Below are 19698 nucleotides of genomic sequence, written 5' to 3'. Positions count from 1 at the left end.
TCAGTTCTGATAGTAACCGCGCGGCTGATAGTATTGCCGGGGCTGTGGCTGATAGTAGCCCTGCTGGCCGTAGCCTTGATTGTAGTACTGCTGCGGCTGCTGCTGTTGGTAGACCTGTGCGTCATAGAGCGGACGGCTGGCCGAGCGCGGCGCGGGATAGCGCGTGCCGGTGTCGCTGCCGTCGGCCGGGTAGATGTAATTGTCGTCCTGCGGCATGTAGCGGCGGGCGGGCTGCGCCGGCGGTGCGAGATTCACGGGATCGCCTGAAGTGGCGTACTGCTCTTCGGCCGGCTGCGGCGCGCGGGCCACTGCTGTGGGGTTGCGGCCGCGCGGGTTGCGGGCCAGAGCCACCTGGGCCGAGCCGGTCAGCGTCACCGTGGTGTTGAGCACGCCCTGCTGCTGCACCAGCGCATAGAGCGTCGAGGCATTCTGGCGCGACAGTCGCACGCAGCCGTGCGACGCCGGCGAGCCGAGGCGGCCGACCGAGTCGGTGCCGTGGATGGCGTGCCCGACCTTGGTGAAGAAGATCGCGTGCGGCATCGGCGCGTCGTCGAATTCCTTGGAGTAGTGATCCTCTTCCATGCGGAAGGCGCGGAAGGCGCCGCCCGGCGTTTCGCGCGAGGGGATGCCGGTCGACACCGGCCAGTGATAGCGCGCGACGCCGTCGACGGCGACGGTCATCTGCTGATTGTCCTTGTCGACGGTGATCTCGACCTTGGCCTGCGCGGTGCCCGCGCTCAAAAACATCAATGAGGAAAAAGCGATGAAAAAAGAACGCATCTGGAAACGCATTTGAGTTCTGGCCTCCGGCCTGTTCACGCTAGGCGCCGCGGCTCTCCGTCCCCCGGCGTGCAATATGCCTGCAATCCGGCTTTCGTTCCAGCGGGCTGCCCCTCCATCGTTAACGCGATGCCGGGCGTAAGCAAGGCCGCTTTGTGCCGCGTGGCTGGCGGTGGCGCTGACATTTTCGCGAGCGTGCCAAGCAGTCACAACGCCGACAATTCGTCACAAAGGCGCAACCATTCGGCCGCTTCAGGCGTTGATTGTGGCTGCCCTCGACGGGCGGCTTCCGCTGCCCTCTCCCCTTTAATTCCCTTGGGACCGAAGATGAACAAAGCCCGTATCGCCGCCGCGCAATTGCCGGCCGGTTTGCCCGTCCGCCTGCTGTTCGCAGCCACCGCCATCCTGCTCGCGCTGTTGTCGCTGCCGCAAGCCGGCCACGCCCAGGGCATCGTGCGCGGCGCCCAGGAGGGCTCCTATGAAGGCAACCGGATTGCCGGGCCTGTCGGTGGCGTCGTTGGCGGCGCGGTCGGCGCCGGTGTTGGAGGGGCCGTGGGTGCGGTGGAGGGCGTGTTCGGCATTCCGCATCACCGCCATTACCGCTGCCGCGGCTACTATGACGGCTACCATCGCTTCCACTGCTACAGGTGAGGTAGCGCCGTAGCCCGGACGGAGCGAAGCGCAATCCGGGGCCGCTGGTGCGTGAGGTGACGCTCGTCCCGGATTTCGCTGCGCTCCATCCGGGCTACGGATCTGCGGTCAGTTCTTCAGCCGGTAGCCCGTGCGGAAAATCCACCAGATCACGGCGAGGCAGATCACCAGGAACGCCGTCGTCATGCAGATGCTGACGGACACGCTGACATCCGCAATCTCGTAGAAGCTCCAGCGGAAGCCCGAGATCAGATAGACGACCGGGTTCAGCAGCGCCACGGTGCGCCAGCCTGCCGGCAGCATGTCGATGGAATAGAAGCTGCCGCCGAGGAAGGTCAGCGGCGTCACCACCAGCATCGGGATCATCTGGAGCTTTTCGAAGCCGTCGGCCCAGATGCCGATGATGAAGCCGAACAGGCTGAACGTCACTGCCGTCAGCACCAGGAAGGTCAGCATCCAGACCGGATGATGGATGTGCAGCGGCACGAACAGGCCGGCAGTGGCGAGAATGATCAGGCCGAGAATGATCGACTTCGTCGCGGCGGCGCCGACATAGCCGAGCACGATCTCGCCATAGGAAATTGGCGCTGACAGGATTTCGTAGATCGTGCCGGTGAATTTCGGAAAGTAGATGCCGAAGGAAGCGTTGGCGATGCTCTGTGTCAGCACCGAGAGCATGATCAGGCCCGGCACGATGAAGGTGCCGTAGCTGACGCCCTCGACCTGGCTGATGCGCGAGCCGATCGCGGCACCGAACACCACGAAATAGAGCGAGGTCGAGACGACAGGCGAGACGATGCTTTGCAGCAGCGTACGCCAGGTGCGCGCCATTTCGAACAGATAGATGGCGCGGATGGCGCGATGATTCATGACGTCCTCACGAGGTCGACGAAGATGTCCTCGAGCGACGATTGCGTCGTGTCGAGATCGTTGAAGCGGATGCCGGCGTTGCGGAGGTCGCTGAGCAGGCTGGTGATGCCGGTGCGCTCGCCCTTGGTGTCGTAGTCGTAGACGAGCGTCGCGCCGCCGTCGCAGACGTCGAGTTCGTAATGGCTGAGGCTGTCCGGCAGCGTCGTGACCTTGCCCTGCAGATGCAGCGTCAACCGCTTCTTGCCGAGCTTCTCCATCAACGTCGCCTTGTCCTCGACCAGCACGATCTCGCCCTTGTTGATGACGCCGATGCGGTCGGCCATCTCCTCGGCTTCCTCGATGTAATGCGTGGTCAGGATGATGGTGACGCCGGATTGCTGCAGGGTGCGCACCACCTCCCACATGCCCTTGCGCAGCTCGACGTCGACGCCGGCGGTCGGCTCGTCCAGGAACAGGATCTGCGGCTCGTGCGACAGCGCCTTCGCGATCATCACGCGGCGCTTCATGCCGCCGGAGAGCGTGATGATCTTGTTGTCCTTCTTGTCCCAGAGCGAGAGGTCCTTCAGCACCTTCTCGATATGGGCGGGGTTCTTCGGCTTGCCGAACAGGCCGCGGGAGAAGCTCACCGTCGCCCACACGCTCTCGAAGGCGTCGGTGTGCAATTCCTGGGGCACGAGGCCGATCAGCGAGCGGGCCTTGCGGTACGAGGTCTGGATGTTCTCGCCGCCGACGAGGACCGTGCCTTCGCTTGGGTTGGCGATGCCGCAGATGATCGAGATCAGCGTGGTCTTGCCGGCGCCGTTGGGGCCGAGCAGCGCGAAAATCTCGCCGCGCTTGATGTCGAGATTGACGTTCTTGAGCGCCTTGAAGCCGGACCCATAGGTCTTCGACAAATTGGCGACGGAAATGATGGAGGACATGATGGCCGCAGGGCTGAAAGGTAAAGACTGGGGAGGGGAGGCTGGAACCGTCCGGGAGGAGGTCAGCGGAGCCCTGAAATAGGAATGCACTTGCCCGGCCGCAATTGGCCGGAGAAAAATGGTCTCAAAACAGTCCCTTCGGTGGCAGGTTCCGGGCAAGTGTTGCGCGAGGGTCACGGCTTGTGGCTAAGATTGCCGCTCACGCGCCTCTTTGTTGCGTCTGCGAGCAGGCCGTGGCTACGATTCCGGCCAATCGCAAAGCGTATCGTCCCCAGGGAAAACATCGAGATGAGACCGAACGGCCGTCACACCGCCGGCGCCAGCCAGTTGCCCGCCCTCCGTGTGTGGGCGATCTGCCTGCTCCTGCTGTCAGCTGTTGCCATTAGCCCGTCCACCGCCAGGGCGGCGCCGAGCCAGTCCGCGGCCGCGACCACCCATGTCTACCTGCTCCGCGGCGTGCTCAACATCTTCTCGCTCGGGCTCGATACGATCGGCTCCCGCCTCCAGGCGCAGGGCGTCCAGGTGACCGTCGCGAACTTCGTGTCCTGGTCCTCGCTCGCTGATGAGGCCGCGGCCAACTACAGGGCCGGTCGGGTCAAGACCATTGTCCTGGTCGGCCATTCCTCCGGCGCGACCGCGCTGCCCGACATGATCGCCAAGCTCAACCAGCTCGGCGTGCCCGTGAAGCTAGCGATCGGCCTCGATTCCGTATTCAAGACCAGGCTGTCGACCGGCGCCGAACGCTACATCAACATCTATATCGGCGACGGTCCCGGCGAGCCTGTGCGCGCTGCGGCTGGTCTCCGCGGCAAGCTCGACAATGTCGACGTCCGCGGCACCGGCGTCGGCCACATCTCGATCGACAAGAACGAGGCGATCCAGCGCCGCGTCATCGGCGAGATCGACGCCGCCATCTTGCGCTCGCGCGCCCCGGCAGGTCCGGTCGCCGAACCCGGCGCACCCAGGGCCCCGCGGCAGGCACGCTCCGCGGCGGCAACGGCGCCGGCCAGGAACTGAGGGCGCGTCGCGCCCGCAGCACCGCGTGATGCCGCCTAAGCGGCGGTCACGCGGACCGGGATGCTCTCCAGTCCGCGCAGGGAATTGTTGAGCCTGCGTTTCGGCTCTGCCGTGAGCTCGATGGTCTTCACGCGCCTTGCAAGCTCGCCGAAGATCAATTCGCCTTCCAGACGTGCAATCATCTGGCCGACACAGGCGTGAATGCCGGCGCCGAAGCCGACATGTCCGGTCGCACTCCGTTCGACATCGAAGCGGTCGGGTTTGTCCCAGCGCGCCGGATCGCGGTTGGCGGAGGCCATGAACAGCAGCACCTTGCGGTGCGCGGGGATCACGCCGTCGCCGATCTCGACGTCGCGCGAGGTGGTGCGAAAGAACGTCTGCACCGGTGAGTCGTAGCGTAACCCCTCCTCGAAGGCGTTGCGCGCCAGTTCCGGCTTGTGGTGCAGCTTGCGATATTCATCCGGATGCGTGGCGAGTGCCAGCAGGGTATTCCCGATGCCATTGACGGTGGTGTCGATCCCGGCGGTGAGGAACGGCCGCACCAGGTGCGTTGCTTCGTGCTCGGTGATCTCGCCGTCGTCGGCCGCCTGGTAGATCATCATGCCCAGCCCGTCGGGCTGCAACGCGTCCCGGGCGCAGCATTCCATGATCCAGCTCTGAGCGGCGAGGCCCGCCTTGCGCGATGCGGCCAGCATTACGTTCTCCGGGCCAAAGCTGTCGAACACGAACGTGCTCCAGGCCAGCAGCTTCTCGCGGCCGTCAGGCCGGATGCCGATCGCATCCGGAAACACTTTCATGGGATAGGCCTCCGCAAGATCGGCCACGGCATCGAAGGTGCCCTTGTCGATCAGCTCCGAGACCTTCTTCTCCGCTTCTAGCTGAAACGTCTCGCGCAGCTTCCTTGCGACGCCCGGTGACAGGGTGCGGCCGAGGACGCGGCGGCCCTTGTCATGATCGGGAGGATCGATCTGGAGTGTCAGCGGTTTCGGCAGGGCAGGATTCATCCCGTGAAGCCCGACACCCTCGCCGCTGATGAACGTCTTCCAGTCCTTCAGGGCCGGCTCGACTTCGGCATAGCCTGCCATGGCCCACACGCCATACCGCTCCAGCGCGAACGCAGGCCCGAGCGCGCGCAGCGCTTCATAGGCGGGATAGGGGTCCATCAGGAAGTCAGGCGCGAACGGGTCGATCGGACTGGATGCAATGCCGCTCATGGTCAGCTCCCGGCCGTTATTGCGTGGTCAGCGGACACTTGCCTTCGCTCTCCGCGCGGAATGCGTCCTCGCCCTTGATCGTGGCGACGACCTTCAGCAGGTCCCAGGCCGAATTCGACTCCTCGGGCGCCTTGACCTGGAGCAAATAGAGCGGGTGGATCTTGCGTCCGTCCTTGCGGATGTAGCCCTTGCCGAACAGCGGATCGTCCGTCGGCATCTCCTTCATCGCGGTGACGACGGCCTTGCCGTCCTTGGCGCCGCCGACCTTGTCGACCGCCTTGAGGTAGTGAATGACCGAGGCATAGACGCCGGCCTGCATGTCGTTGGGATAAGCCTTCGAGGGAATGCGCTCGGCGAAGCGTTTGGCGAAAGCCCGCGTGCCGTCGTTCAGATCCCAGTAGAACGGGTTCATGATCTGCGCGCTCTGCGCAAACTTCAGTCCGAGTGAGGGAAGGCCGTTCATCCCCAGGATCAATCCGACCAGCTTGTGGTCCTTGGTCAGCCCGAACTCGGCGGCCTGCTTCATCGAGGTGATGGTATCGTCGCCGGCATTGGCGAAGCCGACGACGTTCGCGCCCGAAGCCTGGGCCTGGAGCAGGAAGGAGGCGTAGTCAGCCGTTCCCAGCGGATGCCGCACGCTGCCGAGCACCTCGCCGCCGGACGCTTTCACGGCCTCCGCGGCCTGCTTCTCCAGATCGTGACCGAACGCGTAGTCGGCGGTGATGAAGAACCACTTCTTGCCGCCCTGCTGCACGATCGCCTTGCCGAGGCCGCGCCCGTAGGCATAGGTGTCGTAGGTCCAGTGCACGGTGTTGGGCGTGCATTTTTCGCCGGTCAACAGAACCGTGCCAGCGCCCGATCCGACGAAGACCTTGTTCTTCTCGGCGCTCATGCCGGCGACAGCGAGCGCGATCGACGAGTTGGGGATGTCGAAGATCGCGTCGACGCCGTCATTCTCGTACCAGCGTCTGGCGATGCCGATCCCGATGTCGGTCTTGTTCTGATGGTCGGCCGCGACGACCTCGACAGGCTTGCCGGCGGCCTTGCCGCCATAATCCTCGACCGCCATTTTTGCGGCGACGACCGAGCCGATCCCCTGATAGCTCGCGAACGGACCGGATTGGTCGTTCAGGATGCCGATCTTCACGGCATCCTGGGCAAAGCCCGGCGCGGCAACCAGCATCGAGGCCAAAATGCACAATTTGTGCAGGAATTTGCTGTTCATTGTGTCCCTCCCATGCGCGGTCTTGGTGCCGCTAAATAATAGTTATATTTTATAGCTATTTTTGAGAGTGTCAATTCGGCTTTGGCCGCCGCGGATTGAGGATCATGAGTTCGAAAACCGTAAGACCCGGGTTGAAGTCCGATCAGCAGCCGGAGAAATCGCTGGACCTGCGCGCGCTCCGGCGGACGCCCGGCTTCATGCTGCGCCTCGCGCAGTTGAAGTTTTTCGAAGGCTTTTACGAGGAGTTCGCCGCGTTGGGCCTGACGCCGGCGACCTATGCGATCTTCGCCGTCATTCGTGACAATCCCGGCGTGCCGCCGAGCAGCCTCGCCAGCCTGCTTCGGCTGCGCCTGCCGAACCTGATCAAGATCCTGAACGAGCTCGAATCGTCCGGCTTCATCAAGCGCAACCGCTCGAAGGCGGATCGTCGCGCCGTCGAGCTGATGCTGACGCCGAAGGGCGCAAAGCTCATTGCCGAGGGGGCAAGGCTGACAGAGCCCTATAACGAAAAGATGCTGGTCCCGCTCAGCGCGGCCGAGCAGCGCACGCTGCTGGAATTGCTGAACCGGCTCCTGCCGCTCTAGGGTCGGGCTCTATCGCTTCCTGACCAGCTTCAGGGGACGACCGGTCTTCTGAATGCGGGGCTTGATCGCAGCGCTCTGTGCGTCGGGCGGGTTCAGGAAGCGCGCGAGCATCGTTCTCAGATGCTCTACGCTCTGCTTGATATCCAGCTTCGGATTGCGGATCGGCATGGCGCGGGATCCGTCGACGAGGGCGATCAGGATGTTTGCCGTCGCGTCCGGATCTAACCCAGGATCCACCCGTCCCTGCTGCTGCGCGCGGCGCAGGAAGTCGCTCCACATGCGGCGGACCGCCGCGGTGTGGCGTTCGATGATCGCAGCGAATTCAGGATTGCGGGCGGCCTCCGCGAGACCATCCAGATTGAGGATCTGGGCGGGACGAAACCGCAGGCTGGTTTCCTCGATATCGACGAGCAGTGCCTCGATCACGTCGGTGGCCGCGAGAATCTTTTCAAACCGCTCGGCCGACCGCGCGAGACCGAGGTCGATCATCGCCTCGATGATCGCCTCCTTGCTCGCGAAGTAGTGATAGAGGTGGCCCGGACTGATGCCGGCTTCGGTACAGATATCTGTCGTGCTGGCGCCGCGGAAGCCGTCCCGGATGAAGCAGCGGATCGCCGCGCCGAGGATTTCCCCGCGCTTCTGCTCATGCTTAACGGGGTCGACTTTCCTCAAACCGGACATCTCCACTCACACTCGCCCCGTTTAGCACGACGGTTCGCCACGAGAAAATCAAAATTAGAGAGTTCCATCTATTTATGTTGACGGATGTTGCGAGGCGTGAGAAGTGATTATTAGAGCGATCTCTCTAATAAACTGCCGATGCGGGAATGGGACCATGCGCTTTCCACGGACGGCCCTGATGGGTGCCGCGCTTGCGCTCGGAGGGTGTGCGACCGCGCCGCTCGAACAGGCCGGCTCGCTCAGGAGCTACGACCGGATGTCGGAAGCGAACGGGCTGGTGACGCGATCGAAAATCCGCGTGAACAAGCAGGATGTCCTGGCGGCGAAGACGATCCGGATCGCATCGACCGTCTTTCCCGCGCGCACGGATGTCGTCTTGAACGAAAAGGAACGTCGCCTGGTTGCGAACGCCATCAGCCGCGAGCTGTGTCTCCGCTTGAGCGAGCGCTTCCGTATCGTCTCATCCGATGACGATGCCGATCTCACGGTGCAGGCGACCGTGACACATGCCGCGCCGACCAGCCCGACCGCCTCCGGCGCATCGAAGGCCCTGTCGATTGCCAAGACCGTTGCGCTGCCCGGCGTGCCTGTACCGGTGCCGAGGCTTCCGGTCGGGCTCGGCAGCCTGTCGGTCGAGGCGGAGGCGCGCGATTTTGCAGGATTTCAGAAGGCGGCCATGGTCTGGGCGCGCGGCGCCAACTCGATTACCAACTCTCCGCGGGTCGCCAATGAGGGCGATGCCTACGATCTCGCCGCCGATTTCGGCACGGACTTCGCAAAACTGGTTACGACCGGAGAATCGCCGTTCGGCGGCATCCCTGCGCTGCCGCCGATGGACAGCATTCCCGTGCGCCTCGGCGGTGCACCCAAATACGTCGCCTGCGAAGCGTTCGGACGGTTTCCCGGCATCACCGGCATCGCGGGGCAGGGGCTCGGCCTGCCGCCGGCCTGGACCGATTCCGGCGCCAAGGAGAGCCCGGCCAACAATCCGGCCCCGCCGCCTGTGCCCGGAGCGAATTCAGATCAGGCGCTGACACAGTGATGCGGCCGCGCGCCCCGCAACATCCGAGCCCGACATATTGGTAGCCGATCAGAGTCAATGACATGCTGACATCCGGAATAACTCGCCTTTCCCAACGCGCTTTGCGCCAAAGCGCAGCACGCGACGATGCGCGCGCGAGCAGCGTTCCCCTGTTCACGGCCGATGAGGCGTGGAGCCGGACGAATGCAGATCGGCGTGCAGTCGACGAGAGGGATGACCAGGACTCGATGCTCGAGCCCGGCTTCTGGATGACGGCCCTGGTCGCGTTCCTGCCCACGGTCGCCGGCTGCCTCTATCTCGTCCTGACCCAGGGATGAGGCGCGCAGCGAGCGCGGCACTGGGGACAAGCGATGCATTCACGATATGAGTTGGCGTGCGGCCAGCGAAGGTCCGTCTTCGGCCGCCGCAGTTCTCTGGCGGCCTTGTCCGCCATCTTGACGCTGCTGCTGGCGGGATGCGCGTCGAGCGGGAATTTGCCTCCTGTCTATCATCCTCCGCGTCCGCCTGGTGCCAAGGCGGTGCAGGAGGGCGTCAGGAAGGCAGCCGCCGAAGTCAAGCTGACCGGGGGACTCGAGACATCCGCCGTCCGCCCTACTGACCACGGGCCGGGGGCGTATTTCGTCTGCCTGAGGCAGGGCGCTGGTCCGTCTGACAGACACCCCGCCTATTCGGTCTTTTTCGACGATGACGCCTACAAGGGAGTCCAGAGCTCGGTGATCCTTGATACCTGCGAAGCCCAGCCATGGATTCCCTTCAATTGATGCCGGGGATGTAAGGGGCAGGATGAGAACCTCGACCGACGGGCGTCACGGGCCCGGTTCCGTGCCCCAAAATCCACCCAATCGGTGGTCACTAAGCCCGCGGAGGAGGCCTTTGCCTCCCATGGTGGGACTGCTGGACGGATGATCGATTTGAGGCGGCTAGTCGTGCTGGCAGCGGTTGCGCTGCTCGCCCTAGGCACCGGCATGGCCGCTGCCTCACCTGCGAAGCCGAAGCGCCCCGCGGTCACGACCGCTGCGCCGCCGCCTCCCGCTCCGCCGGTCGAGCCGCTGCCGCCGCCAAAGATCTACCTGTTCCGCGGCGCCATGGGGCCGATCTTCTCGACCGGCATGGACCGGCTCAGCGAAAAGCTGACGAAGGCCGGCTTCTCGGCCGACGTCTATGAATTCACCATCTGCCGATGGATCGGCGATCGTGTCATCTCCAGCTACAAGGAGAGCCCGGCGCCGATCGTGCTGATCGGCCACTCCATGGGCGGGCTGTGCTCGGTCGTGATCTCCGAGATGGCGGCCAAGGAGAACATCCGGATCAGCCTCGTCATCGCCATCGATTCCGCGCATGCGACCGGCGACGTGCCGCTCAATGTCGAGCGCTTCATCAACATCTTCCTCTCCGACAGCGTGCTCGGCGGCGGCGACGTCGTGGCCGTGCCCGGCTATCGGGGCCATTACGCGAGCTACGACCTCAAGGAGAACAGCCGCGTCTCGCACATCAACATCGAGAAGTCGGACGACATCCATCGCCAGATCATCGAGATGGTGACGCAGCTGCCACGCATCCCCGCGCAGAGCCAGGCCGATGCGGTACCGTTGCGCTATCTCGTGCCGCCGAACACGCCGGTGGAATTGTGGGACAGCGGCGTGCGGGTGCCGGTGCGCGCGGGCGACACCATGGAGAGCATCGCCGCCGCCCGCCGCGTGCCGCTGTGGACGCTGGCGCAGAGCAATTCGCTGGCGGAGAACGCGACCCTCACCCCCGGCCAGTCCATCATCGTCCCGCGCCATCTGACGCCGCCCGAGCCTGTGGCCGCGATGGCGGCGCCGGCGCCTCCGCCGCAAGGGCGGAAGTAGTTGATCCACAACTCGTCATGGCCGGGACAAGCCCGGCCATGACGTCGGGTAGCGATTACACGTTCGTCCCGTGGATCGCGTCGATAACGGCGTCCGTGACTTCCTTCGTCGTCGCCTTGCCGCCGACATCGGGCGTCAGCACGCCGGCCGCGCAGACGCGCTCGACCACCGACATCAGCCGTATTGCCGCGTCCTTCTCGCCGAGATGCTCCAGCATCTGGGCACCGGTCCAGAAGGTCGCGACCGGGTTGGCGATGCCCTTGCCGGTGATGTCGAACGCAGAGCCGTGGATCGGCTCGAACATCGAGGGGAAGCGGCGCTGCGGGTCGATGTTGCCGGTCGGCGCGACGCCGAGGCTGCCGGCGAGTGCGCCGGCAAGATCGGAGAGGATGTCGGCGTGGAGGTTGGTCGCAACGATCGTGTCGAGGCTCTTCGGATGCAGCGTCATGCGCACCGTCATGGCGTCGACCAGCATCTTGTCCCAGGTCACATCGGGGAATTCGGTCGCGACTTCGGCTGCGATCTCGTCCCACATCACCATGCCATGGCGCTGCGCGTTCGACTTGGTCACCACGGTCAGGAATTTGCGCGGCCGCGACTGCGCGAGCTGGAAGGCGTAGCGCATGATGCGGGTGACGCCGACGCGGGTGAACACCGCGACCTCGGTGCCGACCTCTTCCGGCAGGCCCTTGTGGGCACGGCCGCCCATGCCGGCATATTCGCCTTCCGAGTTCTCGCGCACGATCACCCAGTCGAGATCGCCAATGCCGACATTGCGCAACGGCGAGGCGACGCCGGGCAGGATCTTGGTCGGCCGCACATTGGCGTATTGATCAAAGCCCTGGCAGATCGGCAGGCGCAGGCCCCACAGCGTGATGTGATCGGGCACGTCGGGCGCACCGACTGCGCCGAAATAGATCGCGTCGAACTTCTTCAATTCGGTGAGCCCGTCGGCCGGCATCATCACGCCGTGCTTCTTGTAATAGTCCGAGCCCCAGTCGAACGTCTTGACGTTGAAGGCGAGGTCGCCGCTGCGTTTTGCCAGAGCCTCCAGCACGCGGACGCCGGCCGAGATGACCTCGGGGCCGATGCCGTCGGCCGGAATTGCTGCGATCGAATGAGTGCGCATGAAGATGCTCCGTTTGAGATGTCAGTGGGATTGCGGGACGGGTTCGACGGGCGCGGTCTGCGCGCGCGACAATAGCAGGGTCAGGACCGCCGAGAGAACGAGCAGGCCGCTGACGAAATAGAGTCCGCCGACAAAACTGCCGGTCTGGTCCTTGATCCAGCCGATCATGGCCGGACCAACGAAGCCGCCGAGATTGCCGATCGAGTTGATGGTGGCGATCCCGGCCGCGGCCGCGGGGCCGGACAGGAACAGCGTCGGCATGCTCCACAGTGGCGGCTTGGCCGAAGAGATGCCGATGTTCACCAGCGTCAGCGCGACCAGCACAGCGACGACGCCGGTCGCAAGGCCGGCATAGGCGAGCCCCACGGCCGCGAGCAGGCAGGCGAGCACGACGTGCCAGGTGCGCTCGCCGGTGCGGTCCGAATGCCGCGCCCACAGCACCATGGCGACGACGGCGGCGGTTGCCGGCAGTGCATTGAGGAAGCCGACCTGGAGCGTGGACAGGCCGAACTGCTTGATGATCTGCGGCGCCCAGACGCCGAGCGTGTAGAGGCCTGCCGAGGTGCCGAAATAGATGAGCGCGAGCGCCAGCACGCGCGGATCGGCGAGCCCGCGCCAGATGCTGTGGCTCGCGGTCGCGGCCTTGCTCGTGGTTTCCGCATTCATGACGTCGACCAGCCATCGCCGCTCGTCGTCCGCGAGCCATTTTGCCTTTTCCGGGCGGTCGGTGAGGAATGCCAGCACAACGAAGCCAAGCAGCACGGCCGGCAGTGCCTCCAGCACGAACAGCCATTGCCAGCCCTTGAAGCCGAACAGGCCATCCATTTCCAGCAGCGCGCCGGAGACGGGCGATCCGAGTACGGTCGACAGCGGCGCCGCCGCCATGAACAGCGCGGTCACCGCGGCGCGCTGGCGCGCCGGGAACCAGTAGGAGAGATAGAGGATGATGCCGGGGAAGAAGCCGGCTTCGGCGACGCCGAGCAGGAAGCGCAGCACATAGAAGCTGGTCGGGCCCTGCACGAACGCCATCGCGGCCGACACGAGGCCCCAGGTGATCATCACCCGCGCGATCCAGATCCGCGCGCCGACCTTGTGCAGGATGATGTTGGAGGGCACCTCGAACAGGAAATAGCCCCAGAAGAAGATGCCGGCGCCGAAACCGTAGACGGTGGGCGACAGGCCGATGTCCTTGTTCATCGTCAGCGAGGCAAAGCCGATATTGACGCGGTCGATGAAGGCCACGAAGTACAGCAGCATGATGAAGGGAACGATGCGCCAAGTGATCTTGCGCAGCACGCGCGTCTGAATCTCGCTCGCCACCCTGGCCTCCTCGAGTTCCGGCTTGTTGTTGTATCGGCGGACCCTGAGGTCCACGCCGGCAACGAGCCTAGGCGGGGGAAGGAAGCATACTCAATTGGCGCTGGTTTATACAAAAAAATGATATAATCCTCGCCTGGCGAGACGAGAGGACCTTGGATGGAATTGCATCAGTTGCGATGCTTCGTGGCGGCGGCCGAGCAGCTGCATTTCGGCCATGCGGCGCAGCAGCTCCAGATGCTGCCCTCCGCGCTCGGCCGGCAGATCAGGCTGCTGGAAGAAGATCTGGGAACGCGGCTGTTCGCACGGACCACGCGCGCGGTGTCGCTGACGGAAGACGGTTCGACGCTGCTGCGCGATGCCCGCGCCATCCTCGCCAAGGTCGAGGCGGTCGAGAATAATCTGCGCAACCGCTCGCGCGCGGGCGCCGCGCGGCGGCTGCGGGTCGGCGCCATCGACAGCGCGGCGGCGGGATTGCTGCCGCCGCTCTTGCGCGATTTCCGCGACAAGCATCCCGAGATCGCGGTGCAGCTGCTCGAAGACAAGACCGTCCGGCTGCTGCCGAAGATTTTGACCGGTGCGCTCGATCTCGCCTTCGTCCGCCCGCCCGACAGTGCGGACAAGCGGCTCGAATTCCGCGATCTGCTCCAGGAGACCGCGATCGTCGCGTTTCCGCAGCGCCACCCGCTCGCCGAGCGCAAGTCGATCACGCTGGCGCAGATCGCCGACGAGGCGATGCTGGTGCCGGACCGCCGCTCGCGGCCGCACAGCCATGACCTCACCATCAAGCTGTTCGAGCAGGCCGGGCTGACGCCGCGCATCGTGCAGGTCGCCGACGAGAAGCAGACCATCATCCATCTGGTGGCAACGAAGCTCGGTGTTGCGATCGTGCCGCGCTGGACCACGCGGATGGCGGTGACGGGCGTGCGCTTCGTGCCGCTGCGGCCGAAGCAGAGCGGCCCCATCGGCCGGCTGCCGCTTGCCGCCGCATGGCTGCGCGGTTCGCGCGACCCGGCCCGCGATGCCATGCTGGCGGTGCTGGAGGCGCGCCTGCGCAGCTATGCGCGGGAGGCGTGAGCGGCTATGACATGGGCCTGGCGAGAAGGCGGGATGCGATGACTGGACAGAAAGCTTCGAACGAATTGCGGGTTGCCATCGCAGGCCTGGGCTCGATCGGCACCAAGATCGCGTCGGCGCTCGATCAGGGTATCGAGGGGCTGACGCTGTCCGCTGTCGCCGTGCGTGATCCCGCCAAGCATCAGGCGTTTCTGGGCGGCCTGCGTCGTGCGCCATCCGTGCTGCCGATCGATCAGCTCGGTGACGCCGCGGATATCGTGGTCGAATGCGCGCCGAGCAGCCAGTTGCGCGCGATCGTCGAGCCCGCGGTGAAGCGCGGCAGGGCCGCGGTCGTCGTCAGCGTCGGCGGGCTGCTCGACAATTTCGATCTCGTCGATCTTGCCCGCGCCAATGGCGGCCGCATCATCGTGCCGACCGGCGCGCTGATCGGGCTGGACGCCGTCAACGCCGCCGCAATCGGCACCATTCATTCGGTGAAGATGGTGACGCGCAAGCCGATCGACGGTCTGAAGGGCGCGCCCTTCATCGTCGACAACAACATCGATATCGACAATCTGCGCGAGCCGCTCAAACTGTTCGAGGGCACCGCGCGCGAGGCCGCAAAGGGCTTTCCGGCCAATCTCAATGTCGCGGTCGCGCTGTCGCTCGCGGGCGTCGGACCCGACCGCACCTCCGTGCAGATCTGGGCCGATCCGACCGTGACGCGCAACGTTCACCGCATCGAGGTCGAGGCGGATTCGGCGCGCTTCTCGATGTCGATCGAGAACATCCCGTCGGAGAATCCCAAGACGGGCCTGATCACGGCGCTCTCCGTGATCGCGCTGCTACGCAAGCAGCGCGCCACGCTCTGTGTCGGGACGTAACCTCTACGCGCCCGTGACGCGCCAGATCACGTTGCCGACGTCGTCGGCCATCAGCAGCGACTTCTTGTCGGGTCCGATCACGACGCCAACCGGACGGCCGTAGGATTCCTTCTCGTCCGGGGACAGGAAGCCCGACAGGATGTCGCGACCGGGGCCGGAGGGCTTGCCGTTCTCGAACGGGATGAACACCAGTTTGTAGCCCGAGAGAGTGCTGCGATTCCACGAGCCGTGCTGGCCGATCACCATGCCGTCGGGGAAGCCGGGCAGGGTCCCTGCGGGCATCCAGCACAGGCCGAGCGAAGCGGTGTGGCCGCCGAGTGCGTAGTCCGGTTGAAGCGCCTTGGCGACCATCGCGGGATCCTGCGGCACGCGATCGTCGACCGTCTTGCCCCAGTAGCAATAGGGCCAGCCGTAGAAGCCGCCGTCGCGCACCGAGGTGAGATAATCCGGCGGCGTCTCGTCGCCGAGCCCGTCGCGCTCGTTGACGACGGTCCAGAGCACGTTCGTATTGGGCTCCCAGGCAAGACCAACAGGATTGCGCAGGCCCGCACCAAAAATGCGATGCGTGCCGGCGGCGAGATCGAGCTCATAGACCGCGGCGCGGCCTTCCTCGACCTCCATGCCCATCTCGGCGATGTTACTGAGCGAGCCGACACCGGCATAGAGCTTCTTGCCGTCGGGACTTGCAAGCAGGCTGCGCGTCCAGTGGCCGCTCGGCTTGAACGTCGTGAGCCGCTTGCCCGGTGCGGTGATGCGGTCGGCATTGGCGACATAGGGGAAGGCCATCACGCCGTCGGTGTTGCCGACATAGAATGTGTTGCCGACCAGCGCCATGCCGAAGGGCTGGCTGAGGTTCTCCATGAAGGCGCCGCGCACTTCGGCGACGCCGTCGCCGTCCTTGTCGCGCAGCAGCGTGATGCGGTTGGCGCTGACGCCGAGCGCTGCGGCGCGCCGCATCGTCGCCTGCATCGCATAGTGAAACACCGACCTCGGCGCGCCCGCGATCTGCGTCGCCTCCGCGATCAGCACGTCACCATTCGGCAGCACCTCGATCCAGCGCGGATGGTCGAGCCCGGCCGCGAACGCATTGACCTTGAGCCCGGGGGCGACCGTCGGCTTGTGGCCCTCGCTCCAGCCCCTGGCCGTCGGCATCTTCAAGGTCGGCAGCGCCCCCTGCGGCTTCGCTTCGGGGATCGCCGGCGCCTGGCCCCAGGCCGGCGCGGGCGCGGTCCCCGACAGCCGCCGCCATTGCAGCGCGGCACCGCCGATCAGCGCGACGAACTGCGCGAAGATGCTGGAAAAGGTCATGGAAATCCCCTGTTGAACGTACGGCACAGTCCAACGACGGATCGCCCAAAGCCCCGCGCGGGCTCAGACCTTATCGTCGACCTCTCCAGATCCACGATGGGATGTCGTCGTGCCTTTTTGCGCGCGCATCCAACTGGGTAGCGGCAAAAAGGTCAACCGTTACGGAACTCGATCAGCGCCTATTCCCGAGGAATGGCAGCCGACCAAATTTGCATGGAGAGGAAAGTCAGCGGCCGATGTGCCGGTCCAGCCGCCGGCGCGAGCCTCTGCTGCTACGCTAGGCACGCCCAAAGAACTGACTGATTTTCGGTGCCATTGCCCGCCGCGCGCCGTTACGACATCTCCAGGCATGCAACTGTTTAACCATCCGTTAACCATAGCTATTCATGATACTGCCCGTGTATGTGTGTTCGCGACGAGCTTGAACTGCATGGCGCAGCGTAGTTCCAGAGCGCCAGTTGGAGGGGATGAGGGCATCTTGAGCTTTCCCTCACCGCTGGCACCAGACAAGGGAGCAACAGCTCTCGATCTGGTATATCAAGCGGCCGATGTCTTCCGCGATATGGAGAAGCACGCCCGCGAGACCGAAGCCCGTGCCCAATCACTTTGCACGAGCGCCATAGAAAGATTGCGGCTGGCCGAAGGGCGAGCGGAGGCCGCCGAGCGGGCACAGCGTGAACTCACCGTAACCACCGAACGTAAGCTGCAAGATGCTTGCCGAGCGCTGGAGCTGGCCCAGTGCTGCATTGAAGCTCAGAAGGATAAGTTGACGGCCGTAGAGCTTCGCGCCGAAGTTGCGGAAGCCGAAGCGCGACAAGCCAAGGAAGCGCTCGCGCTCGTTGAAGAGGCCATTCGCAAGCGTCTGCTTTGCGCAAATCCGCATGCCGATGGCAGGTTGGCAGCGGTAGCCTGATCAATTGCGACTGCAATGGCTCACTGGGGGCTACCGCGCGGACCGGCGCGGCACGGGCGAACTACCCCTGCTGCGAGCCTGGCGGTAGCCACCTCCTTTAGCATTTGAAATCGGGTGGGATTGGGTTCGACCCAAACAGGGGCTGGTGCAGCCTGAGAGGCTCATTTGACTTGCGGGACAAGACGCCGCGTGACCCGCGCGCCAATCCAAATGACAGAGCCAAACGATAACGAACTATTAACCATGTTGAGCTATCTGGAGAATTGGGCATTCGGGGCGCGTGTGCTGGCTTGCGGGCCAGCCGGTAGCGTAGGCGTGGACCCATGGCCCTTGACCCGGAAGAACTCGTCACCCTGACAGATCACGGCTCGATGAAACTGCGCGCGGCAGTATCGCGCGCGATGACGTTGCCACCCAAGGAACGCAAGCGGACGACAATCGTCCGCGAGGGTGAGCCGGCGATCCTGCATTTCGAGCAGATCAAAAACCTTGCGGCGCGGTGGAACGAACGGCTCGCGCCAATCGACTGACTAGTTTCGCTGCGCTGGTGTCAATCGGGCCACGAGCCCCCAAAGAGGCGGCCCGTGCACGGCCTCGTCGACCCTCGGTAAGCATGAGTTTGATGCCGGTCGCCGCATGCGGATTACCGTTCGTTGCGACCTGCGTCCGCGAGCGCTGCCGAGATCTCTCGCAATGAGCGCCGACCGCCCTTTAGCGGCACCCGCGCGACGCTTGGCTTCCGCTGCCCCGTTAAGATTTCATTAACCCTACGAGAGCAAGTCTTTTGGCTGGGGCCGGGCGGATCATTCGCAAGGAAAATCCCATGCCAAATCTGGAAGAGGCAATTCGCGAGCGCGCCTACCACCTCTGGGTCGCCGATGGGCAACCCGACGGAAAGGCGGAAGTCCATTGGAAGCATGCTCAATACGAAATTCTCGAAGCGTCAGTCGCAAACCCTGCTGTGGCTGACATCGCATTGACAAAACCCGCCAGAAGGGTGCGATCCCCGAAAAAGCAAAACTCGCGCTGACGGGTCCAGCGCGAGGACGTGCGCCATTCGCAATTCGGTCGGCGGGCTGCCGGTCGTCGTTAGAAATGACATCCAACGATGCGGGAATTGGCAGCCTCGCTAACCCAAATTTCTTCGAGAGGAACAGACAACAACACCTAGACTATTCGTCGGGTCGGCAGTTCAATTGGCATTGGTTGATCGAGTCGGTTTCTCGCACCATCCAGCGCCGAGAGCGACGAGCGCCGACGTGACCAGAGCCGATGGCAACCAGTGTCCGACGGGACCAGCGTCCATAAGGCCAGCGTCAAGGAGGCCAGGGTCCAGAAGGCCAGCGTAGAGCGAGCATCAACCCTGCAAGCAGCCCGCCAAGTCTGCTCGCAGCCCAACTTGGCAAGACACGGCAAGGCCTTTGCCAGCGAAGAGCCTTTGAGGCTTTTGGGACCATCGGTTACTCCGATGGTCCCTTTTCATTGTGGTGCCATTGGCGCGAGACATCGGGCGGCTGTTGCTTCCGCGTTCACCATGCAATCGAGCGAGGAACGCTATTTGATCGTCGCGTGCACAGTGATTACCGACGTGCCAGAAGCTGTCGGTCCCTGACCCGTCGCTTTGATGGCAAAGGTATCGCTACCCTTATATTTGGCCTTCGCCTTGTATTCGAACGTAGACAGGTTGAGCCTTTTCAGCTTGCCGTGTGACGGCTTTTGAGAGATGTCCGAGCCACTCACCGTGCCGCGTATCTTGATTGGAAATTGGCAACTTCCTCCGGACGTGAGGTCAATGTCGGCCGTCGAGTTCTCGCCCCAATCCGCTAGTGTGCCTGAGATTGAGCATTCAGAAACGGCCGCCGCCCGAGATACAGACAGTAGGCTTGGACAGCTAGCGATGAGCGCCAACGCGGCGACCTTTGACAACTGCATAATCGGCTTCTCCGTAGCGTTGTCAGTTTACGGACATCACTCCTCTGGCACCCCGGCTAGGGCTAGGCGCATGCCCTCGCAGACCCGCTCTCGTCCTGCGAGATATTTCGTATCGTCGCTTGCTTGGCTGACAAGCAAGCGACTGATGGTAAAGCTTGGATCGAGCGCAAGTCCGACACTAAAGCGGGATGGGGTTAGGTTGAATCGATTTGGGATTCCCAAATCGGTGTGTTTCTGATTCACCATTCTGGCTGGGTTGGAGGCCAGCATGGATGGGCAAGCCTTATTCTCTGGATCTTCGCAAGCGTGTCGTGTCCGCGATCGA

21 protein-coding genes are annotated in these 19698 nt (G+C 64.1%); 11 read left to right on the top strand and 10 right to left on the bottom strand.

The window, feature by feature from the left end; genetic code table 11:
* The gene (locus tag AB4Z51_RS14840; RefSeq protein ID WP_085399528.1) at nucleotides 1-780 is read right to left on the bottom strand and encodes a L,D-transpeptidase; all 780 of its coding nucleotides are present in this window, start codon (nucleotides 778-780) and stop codon (nucleotides 1-3) included.
* 327 nt (nucleotides 781-1107) lie between these two features.
* On the opposite strand from AB4Z51_RS14840, the gene AB4Z51_RS14835 reads away from it, so the two are divergent.
* Complete coding sequence (locus AB4Z51_RS14835; protein WP_085399515.1) at nucleotides 1108-1431, top strand: hypothetical protein; 324 nt, start codon at nucleotides 1108-1110, stop codon at nucleotides 1429-1431.
* 108 nt (nucleotides 1432-1539) lie between these two features.
* On the opposite strand, the gene AB4Z51_RS14830 is transcribed toward AB4Z51_RS14835, so the two are convergent.
* Both AB4Z51_RS14830 and AB4Z51_RS14825 read right to left on the bottom strand, forming a co-directional pair.
* Nucleotides 1540-2301 carry an ABC transporter permease gene (locus tag AB4Z51_RS14830; protein WP_028147642.1) on the bottom strand — a complete coding sequence of 254 codons (762 nt, stop codon included), beginning with the start codon at nucleotides 2299-2301 and terminating at the stop codon, nucleotides 1540-1542.
* Nucleotides 2298-3221: an ABC transporter ATP-binding protein gene (locus tag AB4Z51_RS14825; RefSeq protein WP_028147643.1), complete on the bottom strand. Its 924-nt coding sequence runs from the start codon at nucleotides 3219-3221 to the stop codon at nucleotides 2298-2300. The genes AB4Z51_RS14830 and AB4Z51_RS14825 overlap by 4 nt, the downstream gene beginning before the upstream one ends.
* 288 nt (nucleotides 3222-3509) lie before the next feature.
* Between AB4Z51_RS14825 and AB4Z51_RS14820 the strand changes: the two genes are divergently transcribed.
* Nucleotides 3510-4238: a hypothetical protein gene (locus AB4Z51_RS14820; protein WP_085399514.1), complete on the top strand. Its 729-nt coding sequence runs from the start codon at nucleotides 3510-3512 to the stop codon at nucleotides 4236-4238.
* 35 nt (nucleotides 4239-4273) lie between these two features.
* On the opposite strand, the gene AB4Z51_RS14815 is transcribed toward AB4Z51_RS14820, so the two are convergent.
* Together AB4Z51_RS14815 and AB4Z51_RS14810 are read right to left on the bottom strand one after the other, a co-directional pair.
* The gene (locus AB4Z51_RS14815; protein WP_085399513.1) at nucleotides 4274-5452 is read right to left on the bottom strand and encodes a cytochrome P450; all 1179 of its coding nucleotides are present in this window, start codon (nucleotides 5450-5452) and stop codon (nucleotides 4274-4276) included.
* Nucleotides 5453-5468: 16 nt separating this feature from the next.
* Nucleotides 5469-6677: an ABC transporter substrate-binding protein gene (locus AB4Z51_RS14810; protein WP_085399512.1), complete on the bottom strand. Its 1209-nt coding sequence runs from the start codon at nucleotides 6675-6677 to the stop codon at nucleotides 5469-5471.
* A 104-nt stretch (nucleotides 6678-6781) separates the two neighbouring features.
* Here AB4Z51_RS14810 and AB4Z51_RS14805 point away from each other — a divergent pair, with 104 nt between their 5' ends.
* Nucleotides 6782-7261, top strand: coding sequence for a MarR family winged helix-turn-helix transcriptional regulator (locus tag AB4Z51_RS14805; protein WP_085399511.1), 480 nt, complete (start codon nucleotides 6782-6784; stop codon nucleotides 7259-7261).
* A gap of 9 nt (nucleotides 7262-7270) precedes the next feature.
* Here AB4Z51_RS14805 and AB4Z51_RS14800 read toward each other — a convergent pair whose 3' ends face one another.
* Nucleotides 7271-7942 carry a TetR/AcrR family transcriptional regulator gene (locus AB4Z51_RS14800; protein WP_085399510.1) on the bottom strand — a complete coding sequence of 224 codons (672 nt, stop codon included), beginning with the start codon at nucleotides 7940-7942 and terminating at the stop codon, nucleotides 7271-7273.
* Between the two features lie 178 nt (nucleotides 7943-8120).
* Here AB4Z51_RS14800 and AB4Z51_RS14795 point away from each other — a divergent pair, with 178 nt between their 5' ends.
* From AB4Z51_RS14795 to AB4Z51_RS14785, 3 genes are all read left to right on the top strand, one after another.
* Nucleotides 8121-8984 carry a DUF3313 domain-containing protein gene (locus AB4Z51_RS14795; protein WP_085399509.1) on the top strand — a complete coding sequence of 288 codons (864 nt, stop codon included), beginning with the start codon at nucleotides 8121-8123 and terminating at the stop codon, nucleotides 8982-8984.
* Nucleotides 8985-9046: 62 nt separating this feature from the next.
* Nucleotides 9047-9301, top strand: a complete 255-nt coding sequence (locus tag AB4Z51_RS14790) for a hypothetical protein (protein WP_085399508.1) — start codon at nucleotides 9047-9049, stop codon at nucleotides 9299-9301.
* A gap of 585 nt (nucleotides 9302-9886) precedes the next feature.
* Entirely contained in the window at nucleotides 9887-10834 is a 948-nt protein-coding gene (locus AB4Z51_RS14785) for a LysM peptidoglycan-binding domain-containing protein (RefSeq protein WP_085399507.1), read from the top strand.
* A 55-nt stretch (nucleotides 10835-10889) separates the two neighbouring features.
* On the opposite strand, the gene AB4Z51_RS14780 is transcribed toward AB4Z51_RS14785, so the two are convergent.
* Together AB4Z51_RS14780 and AB4Z51_RS14775 are read right to left on the bottom strand one after the other, a co-directional pair.
* Nucleotides 10890-11963, bottom strand: coding sequence for a tartrate dehydrogenase (locus AB4Z51_RS14780; protein WP_441497593.1), 1074 nt, complete (start codon nucleotides 11961-11963; stop codon nucleotides 10890-10892).
* Between the two features lie 21 nt (nucleotides 11964-11984).
* Nucleotides 11985-13283, bottom strand: coding sequence for an MFS transporter (locus tag AB4Z51_RS14775; RefSeq protein WP_085399526.1), 1299 nt, complete (start codon nucleotides 13281-13283; stop codon nucleotides 11985-11987).
* A 156-nt stretch (nucleotides 13284-13439) separates the two neighbouring features.
* Between AB4Z51_RS14775 and AB4Z51_RS14770 the strand changes: the two genes are divergently transcribed.
* Together AB4Z51_RS14770 and AB4Z51_RS14765 are read left to right on the top strand one after the other, a co-directional pair.
* A complete protein-coding gene (locus tag AB4Z51_RS14770) occupies nucleotides 13440-14357 on the top strand; it encodes a LysR family transcriptional regulator (RefSeq protein ID WP_085399505.1) in 918 nt (305 codons plus the stop codon).
* A gap of 38 nt (nucleotides 14358-14395) precedes the next feature.
* Entirely contained in the window at nucleotides 14396-15220 is an 825-nt protein-coding gene (locus AB4Z51_RS14765) for an aspartate dehydrogenase (RefSeq protein WP_085399504.1), read from the top strand.
* A gap of 3 nt (nucleotides 15221-15223) precedes the next feature.
* Here AB4Z51_RS14765 and AB4Z51_RS14760 read toward each other — a convergent pair whose 3' ends face one another.
* Nucleotides 15224-16528, bottom strand: coding sequence for a PQQ-dependent sugar dehydrogenase (locus AB4Z51_RS14760; RefSeq protein ID WP_085399503.1), 1305 nt, complete (start codon nucleotides 16526-16528; stop codon nucleotides 15224-15226).
* A gap of 478 nt (nucleotides 16529-17006) precedes the next feature.
* Between AB4Z51_RS14760 and AB4Z51_RS14755 the strand changes: the two genes are divergently transcribed.
* From AB4Z51_RS14755 to AB4Z51_RS14745, 3 genes are all read left to right on the top strand, one after another.
* A complete protein-coding gene (locus AB4Z51_RS14755) occupies nucleotides 17007-17441 on the top strand; it encodes a hypothetical protein (protein ID WP_244623074.1) in 435 nt (144 codons plus the stop codon).
* A 323-nt stretch (nucleotides 17442-17764) separates the two neighbouring features.
* The gene (locus AB4Z51_RS14750; protein WP_028147657.1) at nucleotides 17765-17971 is read left to right on the top strand and encodes a hypothetical protein; all 207 of its coding nucleotides are present in this window, start codon (nucleotides 17765-17767) and stop codon (nucleotides 17969-17971) included.
* Nucleotides 17972-18264: 293 nt separating this feature from the next.
* Nucleotides 18265-18471: a DUF2934 domain-containing protein gene (locus AB4Z51_RS14745; RefSeq protein ID WP_135214115.1), complete on the top strand. Its 207-nt coding sequence runs from the start codon at nucleotides 18265-18267 to the stop codon at nucleotides 18469-18471.
* Between the two features lie 524 nt (nucleotides 18472-18995).
* Here AB4Z51_RS14745 and AB4Z51_RS14740 read toward each other — a convergent pair.
* Complete coding sequence (locus AB4Z51_RS14740) at nucleotides 18996-19373, bottom strand: hypothetical protein (RefSeq protein WP_085399501.1); 378 nt, start codon at nucleotides 19371-19373, stop codon at nucleotides 18996-18998.
* Nucleotides 19374-19698: the final 325 nt, after the last annotated feature.

The organism is Bradyrhizobium sp. 2TAF36 (assembly GCF_052114925.1).
In the GTDB taxonomy this organism is placed as follows: Bacteria; Pseudomonadota; Alphaproteobacteria; order Rhizobiales; family Xanthobacteraceae; genus Bradyrhizobium; species Bradyrhizobium barranii.
This window is presented reverse-complemented; position numbering and strand designations above follow the sequence as displayed.

Bases quoted from the DNA above. Each gene is read 5' to 3' on its own strand.
- AB4Z51_RS14840 (WP_085399528.1), bottom strand. From the start codon at position 780: ATGCGTTCTTTTTTCATCGCTTTTTCCTCATTGATGTTTTTGAGCGCG.
- AB4Z51_RS14835 (WP_085399515.1), top strand. From the start codon at position 1,108: ATGAACAAAGCCCGTATCGCCGCCGCGCAATTGCCGGCCGGTTTGCCC.
- AB4Z51_RS14830 (WP_028147642.1), bottom strand. From the start codon at position 2,301: ATGAATCATCGCGCCATCCGCGCCATCTATCTGTTCGAAATGGCGCGC.
- AB4Z51_RS14825 (WP_028147643.1), bottom strand. From the start codon at position 3,221: ATGTCCTCCATCATTTCCGTCGCCAATTTGTCGAAGACCTATGGGTCC.
- AB4Z51_RS14820 (WP_085399514.1), top strand. From the start codon at position 3,510: ATGAGACCGAACGGCCGTCACACCGCCGGCGCCAGCCAGTTGCCCGCC.
- AB4Z51_RS14815 (WP_085399513.1), bottom strand. From the start codon at position 5,452: ATGAGCGGCATTGCATCCAGTCCGATCGACCCGTTCGCGCCTGACTTC.
- AB4Z51_RS14810 (WP_085399512.1), bottom strand. From the start codon at position 6,677: ATGAACAGCAAATTCCTGCACAAATTGTGCATTTTGGCCTCGATGCTG.
- AB4Z51_RS14805 (WP_085399511.1), top strand. From the start codon at position 6,782: ATGAGTTCGAAAACCGTAAGACCCGGGTTGAAGTCCGATCAGCAGCCG.
- AB4Z51_RS14800 (WP_085399510.1), bottom strand. From the start codon at position 7,942: ATGTCCGGTTTGAGGAAAGTCGACCCCGTTAAGCATGAGCAGAAGCGC.
- AB4Z51_RS14795 (WP_085399509.1), top strand. From the start codon at position 8,121: ATGGGTGCCGCGCTTGCGCTCGGAGGGTGTGCGACCGCGCCGCTCGAA.
- AB4Z51_RS14790 (WP_085399508.1), top strand. From the start codon at position 9,047: ATGCTGACATCCGGAATAACTCGCCTTTCCCAACGCGCTTTGCGCCAA.
- AB4Z51_RS14785 (WP_085399507.1), top strand. From the start codon at position 9,887: ATGATCGATTTGAGGCGGCTAGTCGTGCTGGCAGCGGTTGCGCTGCTC.
- AB4Z51_RS14780 (WP_441497593.1), bottom strand. From the start codon at position 11,963: ATGCGCACTCATTCGATCGCAGCAATTCCGGCCGACGGCATCGGCCCC.
- AB4Z51_RS14770 (WP_085399505.1), top strand. From the start codon at position 13,440: ATGGAATTGCATCAGTTGCGATGCTTCGTGGCGGCGGCCGAGCAGCTG.
- AB4Z51_RS14765 (WP_085399504.1), top strand. From the start codon at position 14,396: ATGACTGGACAGAAAGCTTCGAACGAATTGCGGGTTGCCATCGCAGGC.
- AB4Z51_RS14760 (WP_085399503.1), bottom strand. From the start codon at position 16,528: ATGACCTTTTCCAGCATCTTCGCGCAGTTCGTCGCGCTGATCGGCGGT.
- AB4Z51_RS14750 (WP_028147657.1), top strand. From the start codon at position 17,765: ATGGCCCTTGACCCGGAAGAACTCGTCACCCTGACAGATCACGGCTCG.
- AB4Z51_RS14745 (WP_135214115.1), top strand. From the start codon at position 18,265: ATGCCAAATCTGGAAGAGGCAATTCGCGAGCGCGCCTACCACCTCTGG.
- AB4Z51_RS14740 (WP_085399501.1), bottom strand. From the start codon at position 19,373: ATGCAGTTGTCAAAGGTCGCCGCGTTGGCGCTCATCGCTAGCTGTCCA.